This window comes from Parafannyhessea umbonata (genome assembly GCF_900111255.1).
GTDB lineage: Bacteria > Actinomycetota > Coriobacteriia > Coriobacteriales > Atopobiaceae > Olsenella_J > Olsenella_J umbonata_A.
The window spans coordinates 26,809-46,816 of the sequence record NZ_FOGP01000004.1 but is presented as its reverse complement, the minus strand read 5'-3'; the positions used below and the strand labels follow the sequence as shown (position 1 = coordinate 46,816).

Here is a 20,008-nt window from a genome sequence, read left to right as displayed (position 1 = left end):
GCGAACAGACGCCGCACGCTGCAAGGCGCGGGGAATGAATGAGGATTGAAATGAACACGGACAACAAGCCCCAGGTCTTCAAGGATGCAACGGATTTCAAGACACAGTTTTGCGAGGAGTGCGAAAGCATCTTCTCAAAGACGTATGACGAGCTGAACGACTTCGAGCGATACTACGCTCTTGCGAGCCTAATTGCGGGAAAAGCAAGAAACGCCAAGGTCGACGGCGAGAATGACGAGAAGCAGGTCTACTACTTCTCGCTTGAGTTCCTCATCGGCCCGCTGCTGGACAACTACCTTCTGAACTTTGGCGTCAGGGACATCGTCAAGGCGGGCTGCGAGCAGCTTGGGACGCCGCTTGAGGAGCTCGTCGCCTGCGAGGCCGACCCCGGTCTGGGCAACGGAGGCCTCGGTCGCCTCGCCGCCTGCTTCATGGATTCCATGGCAGCTTTGGGCATCAACGGCAACGGCAACGGCATGCGCTATCGCTACGGCCTGTTCAGGCAGGAGATCGAGGGCGGACGCCAGGTCGAGATGGTGGACAATTGGCTCGAGCACGGCTTCCCCTGGGAGACGCGCAAGAACGAGAGCGCCGTAGTCGTTCAGTTTGGCGGCCAGGTCGTTAGACACCAGGACGGCGAGCGCTTCTGGTTCACCCAGGAGGGCGGCGAGAAGGTAAAGGCCGTTCCCTACGACGTGCCCATCTTGGGTTACGGTGCCAAGAAAGTGAACACGCTTCGCCTGTGGAGTGCCGAGCCTGCGACGGAGGACTTCGACCTCGATGCGTTCAACTCCGGCGACTACGCCAAGGCCATGAAGTTCCGCTCCGACGTCGAGGCAATCTCGCAGATCCTGTATCCCAACGACGCGGGCGAGCACGGTCGTGTTCTGCGTCTCAAGCAGGAGTACCTGTTTGTCTCTGCGGGCCTCCAGACAATCCTTCGCACGTACGAGAAGAAGTTCGGCAAGCGCTACGGCGAGAAGCTCTGGGAGCACCTGGGCGATCACGTGAGCGTTCACACCAATGACACTCACCCTGCCATGTGTGGCCCCGAGCTCATGCGCATCCTCGTGGACGAGAAGCGCGTCGACTTCGACACCGCGTTCAACGTCGCACGCAAGACGATTTCGTACACCAATCACACCGTAATGCCCGAGGCTCTGGAGAAGTGGCCTATCGAGGTCTTCCGCCACCTGCTGCCGCGCCTGTACATGTTCATCGAGGAGATTGACCGTCGCTATCGCGACACGCTCCCCCACGACGTCGAGGGTTGGGCAAACGTGCTCTCGAAGACGGCCATCCTCTGGGACGGCCAGGTGCGCATGGCAAACCTCTCGGTCATCTTCGCCCACTCCGTCAACGGAGTGTCGGAGCTCCACACGGGCATTCTGAAGGCAAGCACGCTTCACGAGTTCTACGAGCTTCGTCCCGATCTGTTCAACAATAAGACAAACGGCATTTCTCACCGTCGCTTCCTGGGCAACGCGAACCCCAAGTACGCGAAGCTCATCTGCGACGCCATCGGTGAGGGGTGGCTTGCAGACGCAAACCAGCTTAGCCAGCTCGAGAAGTACGAGGACGACCCCTCGTTCCAAGAGGAGTTCGAGAAGGCGCGGCGCTGGAGCAAGGAGCGCCTGGCCAAGTACATCTTCGAGGCCACCGGCACGCAGCTCGACACGAGCATGGTCTTCGACGTTCAGGTGAAGCGCTTCCACGCATACAAGCGCCAGTTGCTGAACGTCTTCAAGATTCTGGACCTGTACAATCGCATTCTGAGCGACTCGAGCTTCAGCCCCCGTCCGACGGCCTTCATCTTCTCGGGCAAGGCGGCCCAGAGCTATACCTTTGCCAAGGAGGTCATCCGCCTCATCAATTCCGTTGCCGAGGTCGTCAACGGCGACCCTCGCGTGAACGACAAGATTCGCGTTGCCTTCGTTCCCAACTTCGCCGTCTCGAGTGCGCAGCTGATTTACCCCGCCACGGACATTTCGGAGCAGATTTCCTGGGCGGGGTCTGAGGCCTCTGGCACGTCCAACATGAAGCTCATGATGAACGGCGCGATAACGCTTGGCACCTACGATGGTGCTAACGTGGAAATCTGCGATCTCGTGGGTCAGGACAACATTAAAATCTTCGGCCTACGCACAGAGGAGGTCGACGCCCTGAGGGCTGCCGGCAACTACTGGGCGTGGGACCTTTACAACAACGACCGCATCCGTCTGGGTCGCATCATCGATGAACTGACCGACGGAACGTTGGCGCACCTTTCGGGTAATTTCGAGAGCATTCGCGACGAGCTGTCCATCAGCAACGACCACGACCTCGTTCTGAAGGACTTTTACTCGTACGTCGATGCCTGGGACGAGCTGGCTCAGGCATATGGCGATCGTCGTGCTTGGAACAAGGCCGCGATTCACAACACGGCTCGCTCGGGTTACTTCTCGAGCGACAGGACGATCCGCGAATACGCTCGTGATATTTGGCACATTGATGCCTAGGGGATAGAAGAGATAAGGGGGAGTTATACATGAGCAAGAAGGAGTGCATCGCGATGCTTCTTGCCGGTGGCCAGGGCAGCAGACTTGGCGTCCTTACCAAGGAGGTCGCGAAGCCTGCCGTATCCTTCGGCGGCAAGTACCGCATCGTTGACTTTGCATTGTCCAACTGCGCCAACTCGGGAATCGACACCGTTGGCGTCCTGACGCAGTATCGTCCGTACCTTCTTCACTCGTACATCGGAACGGGCGCCGCGTGGAACATGGACCAGAGCGACGGAGGCGTCTCGATCCTTCCGCCGTATGCGACGCAGACCGGCGGCGTCTGGTATGAGGGCACGGCGGACGCGGTTACGCAGAACATTGGCTACATTGAGCAGTTCGACCCTGAGTACGTGCTGATCCTTTCGGGCGACCAGCTCTACAACATGGACTACCAGAAGATGCTTGCAAACCACAAGCGTCACAAGGCCGACCTGACCGTCGCCGTCATGCCGGTGCCTTGGGAGGAGGCTTCGCGCTTCGGCATCATTACGCAGGATGACGACGAACGCATCGTGAAGTTCACCGAGAAGCCCAACAAGCCCGACTCTAACCTTGCCTCCATGGGCATCTACATCTTTGATGCGAAGCTTCTGGTTGAGACCCTGAAGGCTGACGCCATCGATCAGACCTCCGAGCATGACTTTGGCAACGACGTCATTCCCAAGCTGCTTGCTGACGGCAAACGCCTGTACACGTACGAGTACAACGGCTTCTGGCGCGACGTGGGCACCATTGCCTCCTACCACCAGACCAGCATGGACCTGCTTGGCGCCAATCCCGACTTTGACCTGTACGACACTGGCGCTCCTATCATGAGCAACGCGAACACTAACCCTCCCGCGTACGTCGGTCCCAACGGTTCGGTTGAGGACTGCCTCGTCGGAAACGGAAGCAGCATCTACGGTCGTGCCGTTCACTCCATCATCTCCACCTCTGCCTTTGTCGGTGAGGGTGCTGTCGTAGAGGACTCCGTCCTTCTCCCCGGAGCGACCGTCAAGGCGGGCGCGCACGTTGTTCGCGCCATCCTGGGTGAGAACTCCACGGTCGAGGACGACGTCGTTCTCGGAAGCATCGACCAGACGAAGGACACGGCGGTCATTGGCAATGACGTCGTTGTCGGGAAGGGGGAGTAGCCATGGATAAGCTCCTGGGGATCATCACTGCCAACTATTCCACTAAGTATCCGAGCGCACTCTCCGAGTCACGTCCCGCGGCATCTGTGCCGTTCATGGGACGCTATCGCCTTGTCGACCTTGCACTCTCGAATATGGTGAACTGCGGCATTCATACCATCGGGATGGTCATGCCGTACAACTACCGCTCGCTCATCGACCACATTGGCTCTGGTCGTGACTGGGACCTGAGCCGCAAGCAGGGCGGCCTGTTCATCCTGCCCGGCTCCGCATTCGGAACCTCGCGTACGGGTTCGCGCTTCCTCCTGCGCGACCTTGAGCACAACAGGGTCTTCCTTGAGCGCGGTACCTGTGACCTGGTGCTGCTTTCGTCTGCGAACTTCGTCTACAACATGGACTACGACGACCTGATCGCCGCTCATCGTGCAACCGGTGCCGACATTACGGTCCTCACGCAGCAGGCTACGCGCAAGGACGTCGACATCACGGGCTTTACGTGCGAGGGCGACCGCGTGAAGGGCGTGAAACACGGTGTGGAGCCTGGCGACACGGGCTTCCTCGACTGCTTCGTCATGGGCCGCGAGTTCCTGCTCCAGCTGCTCGATTGGTACCAGCAGACCGACTACCTCGACCTGTTCGAGGCCATGGCCGCCGACTACGATCGCGTCGATGTCAGGACCTGCGACTTCGACGGCTACGCCGAGGGCATCTTCAACAAGGACACCTATTTCAAGTCCAACATGGACCTGCTCGATCCGGCGGTCGCTTCCAAGGTTTTTCCCGAGGGTCGCGCGATCAGGACCAAGAATCACGACAACGCCCCCGCGAAGTTCGAGCTTGGCTCGCACGTCGCCAACTCCCGCATCTCCGGTAGCTGCCGCATCTACGGCACCGTCACCAACTCCATCCTTGGTCGTGGCGTCGTGATCGAGCCGGGTGCCGTCGTGAACAACTCCATTGTGATGCAATCCTGCATCGTGAGGAGCGGCGCCCGTGTCGAGAACGCCATCGTTGACCGCAACAACGAGGTGCCTGCCGGCACCGAGATCAAGGGCACGTCTGAGGCCCCGTACGTCAAGGAGAAGCCTACGGAGTAGGGATAGAACTATGGCAGTCCAAGGCAGAAAGATCAAAGTACTTTTCGCTTCGGCCGAGGCCGTCCCGTTCGTGAAGACGGGTGGCTTGGGCGACGTTGCGGGCTCGCTCCCCCGTGCGCTCAACCATGAGGGGGCGGACGTCTCGGTGATCATGCCCAAGTACTCCATCATCCCTCAGGAGTACCAGGAGCAGATGAAGCACGTTGCAGAGTTCTACGTTCCCCTCGCCTGGAGGAGCGTCTACTGTGGAATCGAGAAGCTCACCTACCAAGGCGTCAACTTCTACTTTGTCGACAACGAGGGATACTTCAAGCGCGACGGCGTATACGGCTACTTCGATGACGGTGAACGCTACGCGTTCTTTTCGAAGGCAATCTGCGAGGCAATCCAGTATCTGCCTGAGCTTCAGGTGGACGTGCTGGAATGCAACGACTGGCAGTGCGCCATGGCTCCGGTGTTCCTGCGCGAGTTCTACCAGGGCTCCGCGGCATGCCGCAACGTGAAGACCATCTTTACCGTGCACAACGTGAAATTCCAGGGACAGTTCGGCGATAAGGTCCTCAACGACATCTTGGGCCTTGCGGACAACCCGACGGCTGCCGGGCAGCTGTACTGTGACGCGACGTCCGTCAACTACATGCAGGGTGCCCTTCTCTATTCGGACGCCATCTCGACCGTCAGCCCGAGCTATGCCAGCGAGTTGCAGATGCCCTTCTACGGCGAGGGAATGGACGGTATCTTCCGTCGTAGGAGCTCGAGCCTGCGCGGCATTCTCAACGGCATCGATGTCGACGCGTGGAATCCTGCGACCGATTCGATGATCGAAGCTAACTACGAGCCGGGGAAGATGAAGAACAAGGCCAAGTGCAAGGAGGCCCTCCAGAGGGAGCTCGGCCTGGCTGTTGATGCCGAGAAGCCCCTGGTCGTCATGATTGGCCGCCTGACCAACCAGAAGGGACTTGGCCTGGTTCGCTACGCAATGAACCGCCTGATGGAGCGTGGCGTCCAGATTGCCGTTCTGGGCACGGGCGACAAGGACCAGGAGGACGCCTTCAAGTACTTCGACTGGGCATACGGCGACCAGATGTGCGCGAAGATCGCCTTCGACAACGCACTTTCGCATCGCATGTATGCGGGCGGCGACATCCTGCTGATGCCGTCCGAGTTCGAACCGTGCGGCCTGTCGCAGATGATTGCAATGCGCTACGGCACCCTTCCGGTCGTTCGTGAGACGGGTGGCCTGCAGGACAGCGTCATCCCGTACAACCAGTACACCGGCGAGGGCACGGGCTTCCGCTTCGCGAACATGAATGCCGACGAGATGGCCAACGTCCTCCTGGATGCCTGCGAGGTCTTCTGGACTGACAAGAAAGCCTGGAAGAGGATTCAGAAGCAGGCCATGGAGACCGACTTCAGCTGGAGTCGTGCGGCCGACGACTACCTGGACATGTACTACGGGCTTCACCCGGAGCTCGCTCGATAGGACAAAGAGGTGCGACGTGAGAGCAAAGCACGTTACCTCAGACCGTCAGTACAGGGATCCTTTTGGCGCCGTCCAGGTGGGCGGCGCCGTTTTGATTCGCATCGACGTCTGGGATGACCCGAACGTGCAGGTCAAGCTGCGTCTTTGGGTTGATGATAGGGGCGAGGAACTGCTCGACATGGCGTTCGTCGGGCAGGGGGAAGATGCAGGTCCCGATACGCCCATGCGCTTTGAGGCGAGCTTCTCTCCCTCGAAGCCCGAGATCGTGTGGTACAGCTTCCAGATCATCGCGTCGGACGGTTCGGTCTGGCGCTATGGTGCCGCTGCGGACCATTCGTGCGGCGAGGGCGAGTTTGCCTTTGGGGAGCCGCCTTCGTTCCAGCTGACCGTTTACGAGCGCACGCGAGAGGTCCTTCCGGAGTGGTACAAGAACGGCATTGTCTACCAGGTATTTCCCGACAGGTTTGCTCGCGATGACAACTGGGAAGGCCGTGCACGGACTGCGCTCGAGAAGCCGCGCAAGGGTCCTGCGCGCCGCCTTGTGGACGACTGGGCGACCTATCCACACTACGAGCGCACGGCCGAGGGCCGCATCGCCGCATGGGACTTCTACGGAGGCTCGCTGGACGGCGTGCGCCAGAAGCTCCCATACCTTGAGAGCCTGGGCGTGACTGCCGTCTACCTGAACCCCATCTTCGAGGCGGCGTCCAACCACCGCTACGACACGGCCGACTACCTTCGGATCGACCCTATGCTTGGCGACGAAAAGGCCTTCAGCCGCCTGTGCGACGAGGCGGCCAGGCACGGCATATCGATTATCCTCGACGGCGTCTTCAACCACGTGGGCTCGGACTCGCTCTACTTCGACAAGTATGGCAACTACGGCGGCATCGGCGCCATGGGCAACGAGCACTCGCCCTATCGCAGTTGGTTCCACTTCCGCGATGACGGGAGCTATGCCAGCTGGTGGGGCGTGGACGATCTGCCTGAGACCAACGAGGACAGCCCCGGGTTCCAAGACCTCATATGTGCGCGCGATGGCGTTGTGCGCAAGTGGCTGCGCTTGGGCGCGCGCGGCTGGCGTCTAGATGTGGCTGACGAGCTCACCGACGAGTTCATCGTCGACATCAAGGCGTCGGCACTGGCCGAGAAAAGCGATGCGGTCGTAATCGGAGAGGTCTGGGAGGACGCGAGCAACAAGCGAGCGTATGGCAAGCTTAGGGAATACTTCCTGGGGCGTGAGCTTGACGGCACGATGAACTACCCCCTGCGCCATGCCTTGGAGTTCTTCCTGACCAACCGGAGTACCGCCGCCGACCTTGCCGAGGAGCTTGAGTCTCTGTACGAGAACTATCCGCCTGAGGCCTTCTACAGCGAGCTTAACCTTTTGGGCAGCCACGACCGGATGCGCCTGTTCACGGTTCTGGGTGGAGCGCCCCTGCCCGGGGACATGACCGACGAGCAGTGCTACCATTACCGTCTGGACGACAGCCACCGTGGGCTCGCTATCAGCAGGCTATGGGTTGCTGCCCTGATCCAGATGACCATGCCGGGCGTGCCCTGCGTCTACTATGGCGATGAGGCCGGGCTCGAGGGCTATGCCGATCCGTATTGCCGCGCGAGCTTCCCCTGGGGCCACGAGAACCGTGACTGTCTGGCGACCTACCGTAACGCCATCGCGGTCAGGAAGTCACTACCCGTGTTCGTTGACGGTGACTTCGAGCCCTTCAGCATCAACGACGATGTGTTTGGCTTCTGGCGCCGCAAGGGCGACGTCAAGGTGTGCGTGCTCGCGAACGCAAGCCTCGCGAACCAGTACAACGTGCGCGTACCCCAGGTTACCACGCGGGTGGACGACATCGTTTCCGGCAGGCCGCCCCGCGTGGCGGACGGCGAGGTCGAAGTATTCCTGTGGCCGCTCGGCACCTCGGTGCTCTACTTTCACGAGCCGGAGCGTCTGCAGGCCCCCATGCAGCGTGGCATGGGCGTGCTGGCGCACATCACCTCGATTCCCAACCTGGACAACCCTGGAAAGCCCGGTACCCTGGGCGAGCCGGCGCGAAAGTTCATTGACTACCTGTATCGCGGCGGGCAGACGTACTGGCAGATGCTGCCCGTCAACCCAACGGACGAGTACGGGTCGCCCTATGCCGGCCTTTCCGCCTTTGCGGGCAACACGGACCTCATGTGGGGTCTAGAGCAAGGCAATGCGACCCTCTCCACCAAGTTCGAGGGAACGCCAGAGCTCCGACGCTTCGTCGAGGACAACGAGGACTGGCTCATTCCCTACGCCGTGTTTCGCTCCATTAAGAGCAAGCTGGGTGAAAAGCCCTGGCAGGAATGGCCAGAGGAGTACCGAACCTACGACTCGGCGCTGGCGCGGGACCCCGAGCTTTCTCATGCCGTGAATCGCGAGGTCGAGCTCCAGTACATGTTCATGCAGCAGTGGAACGAGATGCGCGGGTACGCGCGCGAGCGCGGCGTCAAGATCATCGGCGACATGCCCATGTACGTCTCGGCCGATTCGGCGGACGTCTGGGCGCATCCAGAGCTGTTCTATCTTGACCAGAACGGCTATCCCGCCGAGGTGGCGGGATGCCCGCCCGACTCCTTCGCGCAGGAGGGGCAGCTGTGGGGCAATCCCACCTACAACTGGCGCCACATGAAGGAGACGGGCTACCAGTGGTGGATGCGCCGCCTCGAGCGTGCGTTCTCGCTGTACGACTACGTGCGCCTTGACCACTTCCTGGGCTTCTCATCGTACTACAGGATTCCGGGTGGCGCGAGCGCAAAGGAGGGGGCCTGGTTCTTCGGTCCCGGCCTCGATCTGTTCCAGCGCGCGTACAAGAAGTTCGGCCCTCTTCCGGTCATCGCGGAGGACTTGGGCACCATTACGCCGGCGGTCCGCGCCCTCGTCTCGACGACGGGCTTCCCCGGCATGGACGTTGTCCAGTTCTTCGACGGCGACGTCCGCGAGGGCTATGAGCCCAAGCCTGACAAGCTGGTCTACACCTCTACGCATGACACCCAAACCCTGCTGGGGTGGGCGCGCGAGCGCTTCGGCCTCTTCTCCGACGATGGAGAGACCGCCCTTCTAGCCCGTGACCTTGCGACCAAGATTGCGCGCAGCTGCCTTGCCTCTGAAGCGGACGTCGTGATGCTCGCGCTGCAGGACGTTCTCATGCTGGGCGACGAGGCGCGCATGAACGTGCCCGGCGTCGCTGAGGGCAACTGGAGCTGGCGTGCCGACTATGACGACGTGGCGGCTTCGACTAACATGCTGGACGAACTGGCGCGGGAGAGCGGCAGGTGGCGAAGTGCGGGCGATTAGGGGGACCAACAACAACGCGGCGCTGCGCGAGGACGGAAAGGGCCGGCAGGCGGTCGCGCTTGCCCGTGGCGTGGGTCAGGCTGGCCGCCAACAGGACCAAGGACGTTGACGCACTCATCGACCCTGAGATTGGGGAGTGGCTCGAGTCGCAGGACGATCTTAGGCTGATCACCTATCGCGATCTATAGCGGCCGCCACTCGCGCGAGCATGGTCAATTAGAGGCGTGGCCTCGTCTGCCTCAGAGGGGTGGGGCCACGCCTGTACAATGGGGCCATGTTTATTAATCGTGTTTCCAAGCAGCTCCTGTCCGCCCCGGAGCTCAAGCCGCTTCGTGCCGAGCTGAGTGCGGGCGCTGATGCGACCCTGGGCATTGCTCAGAGCGCGCGGCCCCTCATGCTCGCCTCCCTTTGGGCGGAAGATCCCAGGGCCTGTCTCTACATCGTCGCCGGAGAAGAGGCGGCTGACCGCACGGCCCGCGCCCTTGCGGCATGGCTAGGCATGGACGTCGTATGTCGCTACCCCGAGCGTCGCGACTGGCCCTGGTCCGCGACCAAGGCCGACGACGCGGTCGTCGGCGCGCGCGTCCACGCCATGTCGCGTCTTGCCGCGGGCGAGAAGTGCCTGGTGGTCTCGAGTGCGCGTGCCCTTCTCCGTTGCGTCCCACCCGTGGGCTCGGGCTACTATGACTCCTGCTCGGTGGCCGTGGGCGACCAGATGGAACCCGACGACCTCCCGCGCATCCTGGTGAACATGGGCTATAGCGACCGTGGCGGCGCCGGCGAGGTCGACGAACCCGGCGCGTTCTGCGCGCACGGCGACGCCGTGGACGTGTTTTCCGCCCAGGCGACGGCGCCTGTGCGCATCGAGTTCTTTGGCGACGAGGTCGACCGTGTTCGTCGCATGCTGCCCTCGACGGGGCAGACCATCGGTGAGCTACAGTCGGTCACCATTCTGCCCTGCCGCGAGCTCGCGCTGACTTCTGAGACGGTGGCCAACGCGCGCAAGGCGCTCTACAACCGCGCGCAGGATAACTCGAAGGTGGCTGCCGACCTCGAGCTCATCGAGGCCCAGGCCGACGACCCCACGCTCGAGAAGTACCTGGTCGAGCTCTACGGGTCTTCCGCCAGTCCCGTTGACCACATCTCGAAGGACGCCCTGGTGGTCCTCTCGGAGCCGCGCTCGCTGTTTGACGACTGCATGCGTGCTACGGACGAGATCCAGGCCATGGCGCGCAACAATCACGTGCGCCCCGAAGGGCTGTTTACCAGTCCTCGGGAGCTCGACTTTGGCAAGCAGCAGCGCCTGTCCTTCTCGTCACTCCAGCGCACGGGGTCCTCGACGACCGCGCAGATCGAGGTTCGCCAGCCTGCCGTTGCCGGCTCCGACAGCAAGCTACTGGGAAGAATGCGCCAACTGGTGAACGTGAACGATTCGGTGGTGTTTGCCGTTCCCGATCGCGGTGCCCGCGAAGCGCTTGAGCTTACCTTCACCGACGAGAACATTCCCATCAAGGAGTCGCTTGCCGCGGCGGTCGAGAACCGACAGCCCGTGACCGACGCCGAGGCCAACCGCACGCCCGTTCCCCTGGACCGGGGCATGGTGACGTTCTTCGACGCTCCCGTGCCCGCAGGCATCGTGATTCCCTCGGCGCACCTTGGGGTGTTTTCGGTCTCGGACCTGACTGCGCGAATGGCGAAGCACAAGCACCGCGTGCGCAAGATCGATCCCACCAGCGTGACTTTCCCCTTCAAGCCGGGTGACTACGTCGTGCACGCGACGCATGGCATCGCCCTGTTCTCGCAGATCGTACGCCAGGAGGTCGGCGGGCGTCAGAGGGACTACTTCCTGCTTGAGTACGCGGGCGGCGACAAGCTGTTCGTGCCGCTCGAGCAGGTCGACCGAATCACGCGCTATGTTGGCCCCGACGGGTCGAGCCCGCGCCTGACTCGCCTGAACACCGCCGACTGGTCGCGTGCTACGGGCAAGGCCAGAAAGTCTGCCAAGAAGCTCGCATTCGACCTCGTTGACCTCTACACGAGGCGCTCCGCCGTCAGCGGCCATGCCTTTGCCCTCGATACCCCGGCCCAGCTGGACATGGAGGCGAGCTTCCCGTACACCGTCACCCCGGATCAGGAGGGGGCCATCGCAGACATCAAGGCCGACATGGAGTCCTCCAAGCCCATGGACCGCCTTCTGTGCGGGGACGTCGGCTTTGGCAAGACCGAGGTTGCGCTGCGTGCCGCCTTCAAGTGCTGCCAGGACTGCAAGCAGGTCATGGTGCTCTGTCCCACGACCATTCTTGCCCAGCAGCATTACGAGACGTTCTTCTCGCGCTTCACGCCCTTTGACCTGACGGTCAAGGTGCTCTCACGCTTCGTCACGCCGGCCCAGCAGCGCAAGGCGCTCGAAGGCTTTGCCTCGGGTGACGTCGACGTGCTCATCGGCACGCATCGCTTGCTGTCTGCCGACGTAAACCCGCATGATTTGGGTCTCGTCATCATCGACGAGGAACAGCGCTTCGGCGTCCAGCACAAGGAGCAGCTCAAGAACATGCGCGAGCAGGTTGACGTGCTGACGCTCTCCGCCACGCCCATCCCGCGCACCATGCAGATGGCCATGAGCGGTGTGCGCGACATGAGCCTCATCCTGACTCCGCCGCCCGGGCGCTTGCCCGTCAAGGTGACAGTGGGCGAGTGGGATCCCGACGTGGTGTCCACCGCCATCCGTACCGAGCTGTCGCGCGAGGGCCAGGTGTATTACGTGAGCAACCGCGTGACTACCATCCAGGACGCCGTCGACCGAGTGCAGGAGGCCGCGCCAGAGGCGCGCGTCGGCGTGGCCCACGGAAAGATGAGCGCGGCGCAGGTTGAGGACGTCATGCTCCAGTTCCAGGAGCACGAGATCGACGTCCTGGTTGCGACGACCATCATCGAGAGTGGCATCGACAACCCGCACACCAACACGCTCATCATCGAGGACGCCCAGCGCCTGGGCCTGGCCCAGCTGTATCAGCTCAAAGGCCGCGTCGGCCGTGGGCGCACCCAGGCATACGCCTACTTCATGTTCCCGGGCGAGATTCCCCTGACCGAAGAGGCGACCGACCGCCTGATCGCGATCAACGAGAACCAGGACCTGGGCAGCGGCATGCGCATCGCCATGCGCGACCTCGAGATTCGCGGCGCCGGCTCGCTGGTCGGCGCAGAGCAGCACGGCAATCTCTCGAGCGTCGGCTTTGACCTCTTCACGCAGATGCTGGGCCAGGCCGTGAGCGAGGCCCGCGGTGAGACCGGCGAGGTCGAGCTGCCCGAGGTTACGATTAACCTGCCGGCCGACTTCTATCTGGCCGACGAGTACCTGCCCGACGTAGACAAGCGCGTCTTGGCGTATCGCAAACTGGCCGCCGCGACGGAGCTGTCGGACGTCGACGCGCTCCAGGTCGAGCTGGAAGAGAAGTACGGAGCACTGCCGCTTGCGGGCAAGAACCTCTTCGACCGCGCGCGCATACGCATCCGCGCCCAGCGCATGGGCGTGACGTCGGTGTCGCTCGCAAACGGTCGCCTGACGTATGCCAACATCGAGGTCCCGCGTGACACCGCACTCAAGCTCAAGGAGCGCAGGGCGATCATCTATCCCAAGACCAAGAAGATGAACTATCCGTTCCGCACGGGCAAGGAGGAGCTCCTTCCCGCAGCGCTGGGCGTCCTCGAGGAGGTCGGCGGCGACGACGAGGGCGAGGAGTAGGGGCGTCTGACTGGGCGTACGACCCTTTGGCTATATAGATTGACTTTCGCGTAGGCGGGGGCGAGGGCAAAGGTGCCCTTGCCCCCGTCCCCTGTTTGACAGGAGCTTCTGACTCCAGGCGAAAAAGGACGATTAAAATTAGTATGAAACATCTATAACGACTATGATAATATGATGCTTAGAACCACAGTCGGCTAATGACTGAATCCGAAAGGGGAGTGATGGGAGTGTCTATTCAGCAAGAGGTCTCAGCAATTGTCGGGCGCGTACTCGAGTCTCGTGACATCACACATGTTGTCTGGGTTGCTGCAGGTGGCTCGTTTGGCGGCTTCCATGCGGCCAACTACTTCATGGAGCGCGAGTCGAAGGCGATCTTCTCGTCGACATTTACGAGCAACGAGTTCGTCCTGGCCCCTCCGGCCTACGTTGACGAGCACACTCTTGCGGTCATCTGCTCGATGAGAGGCACCAAGGAGACCTGCGAGGCGGCCAGGACCGCAAAGGAGCTTGGCGCGGCGACCATCGCACTGTATGTCGAGCAGTCCGACCTGACGGCAGTCTGCGACCAAAAGATCGCCTACGAGTCCATTGCGCTGGACGAGTCCCGCGTTGAGCGCGTGAACTCCAGCATTGCGCTCCAAATCGCGATGGCGCTGGTCAATCAGCTCGAGGGTTATGCGGAGTACGAGACGGCGATGGCGGCCTTCGACGTCGTCGATGCGGTGTATCGCAAGGCCGTCGCATACGCGCGTCCCCTGGCGCATTGTTGGGCCGAACAGATGGCGGGCGAGAAGACCATCTATGTCATGGGTTCTGGCCCCGCCTACGGTTCGGCCTATATTTTCTCGATCTGCAATATCGAGGAGATGCTGCAGATAGACTCGCCCACTATCAACTGCTGCGAGTTCTTCCACGGTCCCTTCGAGGTGCTCGACAAGTCGAAGCCGGTGTTCCTGCTCATGAGCGTGGGCCGCTGCCGCAAGGCCGACGAGCGTGCACTGGCGTTCCTTGAGCGCTATGGCGGATGCAACGTCTACGTTCTGGACGGCAAGGAGATTGGTCTGAACGACCTTCCCGACTCCGTCTCGGAGTACTTCAACCACATTCTCTTCTCGCCCATCCTGAACAACGTGTACATGAGGGCGCTTTCCAAAGCGACCTCGAAGGACTACATGACCCGCCGCTACATGTGGAAGGTCGAATACTAGGTACGCCCCTCCAGGGCACGTCGCGTTCGGGCCGTCCCCATCCGACTATTGCGGCGTGCCCGCCCCCGGGCGACTATTAACCGCTCGTCTTCAGATGGTTACCGCTTGTTATAAAACGTTATATACGTGTATTACGATATATATAAGTCATATATGATGACCGAGGCGTTAGGACTGTCTAAGAATATGGAGGTTGTAATACATGAACCAGATCATCCTTGCGTCGCACGGTGGCTTGGCAGAGGGTGCGCTCGACACCGTGCGCATGGTCGTGGGCGAGGTCTCCAATGCCCATGCCGTCACGCTCGAGCGTGACGATAGGGAGCCGATCACCGCAAAGGTCAAGCGACTCATAGCCACCTTTGACCAGGGCGATACGGTCTACGTCCTTACGGACATGCTGGGCTCGAGCGTCAACAACGCGATGGTGGAGTATGCGGCGACGCGTTCCGGGCTGACGGTCATCGCGGGAATGAACATGCCGCTCGTTCTCGCGCTCGTCTTGAGCTCCAAGCCGCTTTCTGCCGGGAAGCTGAGGGCGACGCTGGCTGACGCCCGCTCGGCGATTGTCGACTGCACGAGCCCCGGCGACGCTTGCGAGCCCGTCCCAACGACGACCCCTGCCGCTCCCGTCCCGACCACGGGCAAGCGCTCCCAGATTGCGCTCGTTCGACTTGACTATCGCCTCCTCCACGGGCAGGTCGTCTTCTCGTGGGTGGGCAAGACCGGGGCCAACCGCATCATCGTCGTCGACGGGGCCTCGGCGCACGACGAGGTGAAGAAGCGTGCCCTCAAGCTCGCGAAGCCGGCTAACGTCCGACTCAACGTGTTCGACGTCGAATGCGCCCTCTCCAAGATGAAGAAGCTCGAGATGCTGGGCGAGAAGGTCATGTTCATCTTCGGGAACACCCATGAGCTGCTGGAGTTCTCCGAGCGCCATGCCTTTCCCGAGGTCAACTATGGCGCGACGGCCAACAAGGATGGCGCCGTCCAGTACGGCGGAAAGGACGGCTCGGTATTCCTCGACGCCTCCGAGCAGGCGGACACCAAGGAGCTTCTGGGCCTGGGAACCAAGATCTTCGTCCAGCAGACGCCCACCTACAAGCGCGTCGAACTCGAAAGCCTGTAAGCGGTACAGACCCCTGCACCGCATCGATGTGGTGCCGTCTTTCGATTCGGCGGGGGCTTGATTGTTGGAAACAGTGAAAGGAGAGCTATATGAACTCGCTTGTCAGCGCGATTCTTGTTGGACTTGTTGCAGTGTTCTGCATGCTCGACTCGCGCCTGCTCGGCCGCATGAACTTCGAGCAGCCGCTCGTCGGCGCCACCCTCGTGGGCTTCGCCCTAGGCGATCCTGGCACGGGCCTCGCCGTCGGCGCAGCGACGGAGCTCGTCAGCATGGGCCTCGTCTCCGTCGGAGCTGCCGTCCCACCCGACATGGTCCTGGGTGGCATTGTGGCTGCTGCCTTCGCCTGCCTTACCGACGCAAGCGTCGAGACCGCCATGACCATCGCCATTCCCATTGCGGTGTTGGGGCAGTTGCTCGGCATCGTTTTCAGGTCCGTCATCGCCGTGCTCACGCATCGTGCCGATGCGGCCATCGCGCAGGGTAAGTTCAAGACCGCGACCAACATGCACATCGTCGTGGGAACCATCCTCTACTCGCTCATGTACTTCCTGCCTGTCTTCTTTGCCGTCCTCCTGGGGACCGACGCCGTGCAGGCCGTCGTCAACCTCATTCCCGAGTGGCTGTCCACGGGGCTGAACGTCTCTGCAATGCTTCTCACGGCATATGGCCTTGCCCTTCTCCTCAGTCTCATGCTCAACAAAAAGATGGCCGCCTTTCTGTTCCTGGGCTTCCTGCTTTCCTCGTACCTCGAGCTCTCCGTCACCGCGGTTTCCCTCATTGCGGTGTGCCTGGCTGTCGTTTTGCTGGGCGTTAAGTATCACGACGGCGACGCCCGTGTGGCGACGGCGCCAGCTGACCCTGACTACGATCCGCTCGAAGACGACGAGTAGGAAGGACTAGACATGACTGACATCAAGACTTCTCAGGATGCGATCACCGAGGTTTCCGAGGGCAAGAAGCTCGGCCAGTTCTTCTGGCGCTCCTGGGCGATTCAGGACTCCTGGAACTACGAGCGACAGATGAACATGGGCTTCCTCTACGGCATCGCGCCGACGATCGACCGCTGCTACCCGGATGCCGACAGCGACTCGGAGCAGATGGCGCGCAAGAAGGAGGCCTACAAACGCCACATGGCCTTCTATAACTGCACGCCGCAGACGAGCGCCTTCGTGCTGGGCCTCTCCGCCTCGATGGAGGAGGAGTACGCAAGGGACCCCAGCGCCATTGACCCTGACGGCATCAACGCGATGAAGACGGCGCTCATGGGCCCCCTTTCCGGAATCGGTGACTCGTTCTTCCAGGGCACCATCCGCGTCATCGCGTTCGGCTTGGGCGTGTCGCTTGCACAGCAAGGCTCGTTCCTCGGCCCGGTGCTTGCGATGGTCCTCTCCATCGTCCCGTCGGTGCTCGTCACCTGGTTCGCCGCAAAGCTTGGCTACGAGGGCGGCGCGAAGTACCTCGATAGGCTCCAGGGCGGAGCCATGGAGAAGGTCATGTACGCCTGTGGCATCGTCGGCCTCATGGCAGTGGGCAGCATGATCGCGACGCTCATCGGCGCGACGACGCCCGCGACCTTCGCCGACGGGGCCCTCGTCCTGCAGGACGTCCTCGACAGCATCATGCCACAGATGATTTCCCTCGCGCTGACGATGGCCTTCTACTACCTCATCAAGAAGAACGTCAAGAGCGGCCCCCTTCTGCTGATCGCAATCATCGGAGGCGTCGCGCTCTCCGCGTTGGGAGTCCTCGCGTAGCGCGCTCGGCCGCCTTGTCGTCATCGGGTCCGAAGGGCGGACTCGAAGAATAGTTCCAAAAGGAGAAGTGCATCATGTACGAAATCGACCTCAACCAGCCCAAGCAGATTGTCGCGGACGTTTTGTCCAATCACGGCATCGACTCGGTGGCCTTCGTCGGCTGCGGCGCATCGATGTCCGAGCTCTACCCCGCGAAGTACTTCCTGGCCAACAACACCAAGACTCTCAACGTCCAGCTCTTCACGGCCAACGAGTTCAACTATGACACGCCTGCCTGGGTTGGACCGAGCACCTTCGTGATCACCTGCTCGCTTGGCGGCTCCACCCCCGAGACCGTTGCTGCGAACAAGACGGCCAAGGCGCTCGGTGCGCCCGTCACCGCCATCACGCACGTCGCGGGCTCGGCTCTGACCGAGGGCGCCGACCACGTCATCGTTCACGGATTCGAGGCGAACTACGCCGCAAAGGTCGAGAAGATGGGCTATGCCGTCGCACTCGCCGTCGAGATCCTGCGGCAGGTCGAGGGCACTGACCTCTACGAGCCCATGATTGACGGCCTCGGCAAGATCTATGAGCTTTGCGAGAGCGCTGCGCGCCAATCCGCAAAGGCCGCCTACGAGTTTGCCCAGAGCTTCAAGGACGACACTGGCATCTACGTGCTGGGCTCTGGCGCCAGCGCCAAGGTCGCCTACTCAACCTCGATGTTCCTCTTCTCCGAGATGCAGTGGCTCGATTCCGGTTCCTACCACACTGGCGAGTACTTCCACGGTCCCTTTGAGCTGACGGAGAAGGACAAGCCCTACCTGCTGTTCATGGCGGACGGGGCCACGCGTGCCATGGACGCCCGCGCCCTCACGTTCATGCAGAGGTTCGGCGCCAAGGTTGCCCTCATCGACGCCAAGGACTATGGGCTGTCCGGTGTCGTGGGCTCCAAGGTCGCCACTTACTTCAACCCGTTCGTCCACACGGCCGTCATGCGCGTCTTTGCCGAGCAGATTGCGGAGGCGCGTCAACACCCCCTGACTGTCCGTCGCTACATGTGGAAGCTCGAGTACTAGCGCGGCTGCAAAGAGTCCGTGGCTGGCGGGTCGCAGTCAAGCTGCGGCCCGCTCTTTCTTTGGAGGTGGAAATGGCAAGGGCGGTCTTATTCGATATGGACGGCGTGCTGGCGTTTACCGAGCAGTTCTACAACCAGAGGCGTGCAAACTACCTCATACGGCACGGCTTTGACCTAGACGCTCCTCCCGACTTCTCCGGGTCCAACGACGAGGCCATCTGGAAAGAGCTGGTTCCTGACGACCCGCGACGGCGCGAGCTTCTCCACCGGGGCTATCTGGAGTATTCGGCGGAGCACCCGACTCCCTGGCGCAAGGTGGCGAACCCGTTCGTCAGGTGCACCATGTGGCGGCTGCGCCGCAACGGCATCAGGATTGCGATCTGCTCGTCGTCGAGCCGAGACCTGATTGACGACTTCCTGGAGCAGCTTGACCTGGCAGATGCGGTCGACCTTGCGATCAGCGGCCACGACTGTTCGGCTTTCAAGCCCTCGCCCGAGATCTACCTGCGCGCGATGGAGCATTTGGGGGTCGTTCCCTCCGAGTCGCTCGTGGTCGAGGACTCGCCCATCGGGATCGAGGCGGGCAAGGCCTCTGGCGCGCTGGTGTGCGCCTTGCGCCCGCCTGCGGGGGTGGCGTTGGACCAGTCTCGCGCCGACGTGGTTGTCGACGAGCTCATCGATGTCGTGGACCTCGCAAAGAGCTTGCCGACGGCACGGCAGTAACATGTAGTATGTATATGACCTATTGTCAGTGACGGTAACGGCGTCGGACGTTGGTCCTTCTCGCCGAGGAGGGGGTAATGAGCATGGCATCGACCATCCCTCTATATCAGAAGATCTACGATGACCTCCGGGCGGCCATCAAAGATGGCACCTATGTCCAGGGCGACAAGATTCCCTCGGAGTCCGAGCTGAGCGATCGGTATGAGGTCAGCCGCATCACCGTGCGTCGAGCCATCGAGGATCTCTGCTCCGACGGCTACCTTACGAAGATGCAGGGAAGGGGAACCTTCGTGGAGTCGCGCTGCCTGAACAGCAAGCTTTTGCGCACGAGCGACACAAGCAGCTTCTCGCAACTCTGCGCACAGATAAACGCGGTGCCCGGCGCGCATATAGTCGAGCGCCAGATTGTCCCCGCGCGCCATGATGAGCTCGACTTCTTCGACTTGGCCGACGATGCACTCATGGTGCTGGTCAGGCGCACGCGCAGCGCAGACGGTTTGCCCGTCGCGGACGAGAGCGTTGTCGTTCCCTACGAGTGGGGCGCGCCCCTTCTGAACGCAGACCTCGAGGACGGGTCGATCTTCGATGCGATCGAGGGGCTCTGCGGCCGTCGCCCCAAGGCGACCAGCCGATGGAACGTGAACGCCGTGCGCGCGACGACCGAGCAGGCGGCGCTGCTGGGAATCTCCGCCGGCGACCCTATGCTCTACAGCGAGACCTATTATCTTGACGGGCAGGGCGCTCCCATCGCCATCAGCCGCGATGCCTTCGTGGGCGGACGCTACCAGTTGAGCCTGTCATAGGAGGAGCC

At 61.7% G+C, this 20,008-nt stretch carries 14 protein-coding genes; all 14 read left to right on the top strand.

Going from position 1 to position 20,008, the window contains the following annotated elements:
- The first annotated feature begins 50 nt into the window (after nucleotides 1-50).
- The 14 genes from BMY31_RS05840 to BMY31_RS05780 all read left to right on the top strand — a co-directional run bounded on the left by BMY31_RS05840 (nucleotide 51) and on the right by BMY31_RS05780 (nucleotide 20,000).
- Nucleotides 51-2,498: a glycogen/starch/alpha-glucan phosphorylase gene (locus tag BMY31_RS05840; RefSeq protein WP_078687351.1), complete on the top strand. Its 2,448-nt coding sequence runs from the start codon at nucleotides 51-53 to the stop codon at nucleotides 2,496-2,498.
- Nucleotides 2,499-2,527: 29 nt separating this feature from the next.
- Nucleotides 2,528-3,673 carry a glucose-1-phosphate adenylyltransferase gene (locus BMY31_RS05835; RefSeq protein ID WP_078687352.1) on the top strand — a complete coding sequence of 382 codons (1,146 nt, stop codon included), beginning with the start codon at nucleotides 2,528-2,530 and terminating at the stop codon, nucleotides 3,671-3,673.
- Between the two features lie 2 nt (nucleotides 3,674-3,675).
- Nucleotides 3,676-4,770 (top strand): glucose-1-phosphate adenylyltransferase subunit GlgD, encoded by a 1,095-nt coding sequence (gene glgD, locus BMY31_RS05830; RefSeq protein ID WP_078687353.1) that lies wholly within the window; start codon nucleotides 3,676-3,678, stop codon nucleotides 4,768-4,770.
- A 10-nt stretch (nucleotides 4,771-4,780) separates the two neighbouring features.
- Nucleotides 4,781-6,253 (top strand): glycogen synthase GlgA, encoded by a 1,473-nt coding sequence (glgA, locus tag BMY31_RS05825; RefSeq protein ID WP_078687354.1) that lies wholly within the window; start codon nucleotides 4,781-4,783, stop codon nucleotides 6,251-6,253.
- A gap of 16 nt (nucleotides 6,254-6,269) precedes the next feature.
- Nucleotides 6,270-9,584 (top strand): 4-alpha-glucanotransferase, encoded by a 3,315-nt coding sequence (locus BMY31_RS05820; RefSeq protein ID WP_091009079.1) that lies wholly within the window; start codon nucleotides 6,270-6,272, stop codon nucleotides 9,582-9,584.
- Between the two features lie 59 nt (nucleotides 9,585-9,643).
- Entirely contained in the window at nucleotides 9,644-9,772 is a 129-nt protein-coding gene (locus BMY31_RS08935; protein ID WP_255375263.1) for a hypothetical protein, read from the top strand.
- Between the two features lie 86 nt (nucleotides 9,773-9,858).
- Complete coding sequence (gene mfd / locus BMY31_RS05815) at nucleotides 9,859-13,326, top strand: transcription-repair coupling factor (protein WP_091009076.1); 3,468 nt, start codon at nucleotides 9,859-9,861, stop codon at nucleotides 13,324-13,326.
- 227 nt (nucleotides 13,327-13,553) lie between these two features.
- Nucleotides 13,554-14,534: an SIS domain-containing protein gene (locus BMY31_RS05810; RefSeq protein WP_091009295.1), complete on the top strand. Its 981-nt coding sequence runs from the start codon at nucleotides 13,554-13,556 to the stop codon at nucleotides 14,532-14,534.
- 202 nt (nucleotides 14,535-14,736) lie between these two features.
- Complete coding sequence (locus BMY31_RS05805) at nucleotides 14,737-15,663, top strand: PTS mannose/fructose/sorbose transporter subunit IIAB (protein WP_090991440.1); 927 nt, start codon at nucleotides 14,737-14,739, stop codon at nucleotides 15,661-15,663.
- A gap of 89 nt (nucleotides 15,664-15,752) precedes the next feature.
- Nucleotides 15,753-16,553 (top strand): PTS mannose/fructose/sorbose/N-acetylgalactosamine transporter subunit IIC, encoded by an 801-nt coding sequence (locus BMY31_RS05800; protein ID WP_078687358.1) that lies wholly within the window; start codon nucleotides 15,753-15,755, stop codon nucleotides 16,551-16,553.
- Between the two features lie 12 nt (nucleotides 16,554-16,565).
- On the top strand, nucleotides 16,566-17,417 hold the full coding sequence (locus BMY31_RS05795; RefSeq protein ID WP_091009073.1) for a PTS system mannose/fructose/sorbose family transporter subunit IID: 852 nt from the start codon (nucleotides 16,566-16,568) through the stop codon (nucleotides 17,415-17,417).
- A gap of 74 nt (nucleotides 17,418-17,491) precedes the next feature.
- Nucleotides 17,492-18,475: an SIS domain-containing protein gene (locus BMY31_RS05790; protein WP_078687360.1), complete on the top strand. Its 984-nt coding sequence runs from the start codon at nucleotides 17,492-17,494 to the stop codon at nucleotides 18,473-18,475.
- A gap of 71 nt (nucleotides 18,476-18,546) precedes the next feature.
- Nucleotides 18,547-19,197 carry an HAD family hydrolase gene (locus tag BMY31_RS05785; RefSeq protein ID WP_091009071.1) on the top strand — a complete coding sequence of 217 codons (651 nt, stop codon included), beginning with the start codon at nucleotides 18,547-18,549 and terminating at the stop codon, nucleotides 19,195-19,197.
- Nucleotides 19,198-19,274: 77 nt separating this feature from the next.
- A complete protein-coding gene (locus BMY31_RS05780) occupies nucleotides 19,275-20,000 on the top strand; it encodes a GntR family transcriptional regulator (protein ID WP_091009068.1) in 726 nt (241 codons plus the stop codon).
- The last annotated feature ends 8 nt before the right edge of the window (nucleotides 20,001-20,008 follow it).

What these genes read in the sequence shown, in the direction of transcription:
- BMY31_RS05800 (WP_078687358.1), top strand. Translation starts at nt 15,753, where the DNA reads ATGAACTCGCTTGTCAGCGCGATTCTTGTTGGACTTGTTGCAGTGTTC.
- mfd (WP_091009076.1), top strand. Translation starts at nt 9,859, where the DNA reads ATGTTTATTAATCGTGTTTCCAAGCAGCTCCTGTCCGCCCCGGAGCTC.
- BMY31_RS05780 (WP_091009068.1), top strand. Translation starts at nt 19,275, where the DNA reads ATGAGCATGGCATCGACCATCCCTCTATATCAGAAGATCTACGATGAC.
- BMY31_RS05785 (WP_091009071.1), top strand. Translation starts at nt 18,547, where the DNA reads ATGGCAAGGGCGGTCTTATTCGATATGGACGGCGTGCTGGCGTTTACC.
- BMY31_RS05835 (WP_078687352.1), top strand. Translation starts at nt 2,528, where the DNA reads ATGAGCAAGAAGGAGTGCATCGCGATGCTTCTTGCCGGTGGCCAGGGC.
- glgD (WP_078687353.1), top strand. Translation starts at nt 3,676, where the DNA reads ATGGATAAGCTCCTGGGGATCATCACTGCCAACTATTCCACTAAGTAT.
- BMY31_RS05840 (WP_078687351.1), top strand. Translation starts at nt 51, where the DNA reads ATGAACACGGACAACAAGCCCCAGGTCTTCAAGGATGCAACGGATTTC.
- BMY31_RS05795 (WP_091009073.1), top strand. Translation starts at nt 16,566, where the DNA reads ATGACTGACATCAAGACTTCTCAGGATGCGATCACCGAGGTTTCCGAG.
- glgA (WP_078687354.1), top strand. Translation starts at nt 4,781, where the DNA reads ATGGCAGTCCAAGGCAGAAAGATCAAAGTACTTTTCGCTTCGGCCGAG.
- BMY31_RS05805 (WP_090991440.1), top strand. Translation starts at nt 14,737, where the DNA reads ATGAACCAGATCATCCTTGCGTCGCACGGTGGCTTGGCAGAGGGTGCG.
- BMY31_RS05790 (WP_078687360.1), top strand. Translation starts at nt 17,492, where the DNA reads ATGTACGAAATCGACCTCAACCAGCCCAAGCAGATTGTCGCGGACGTT.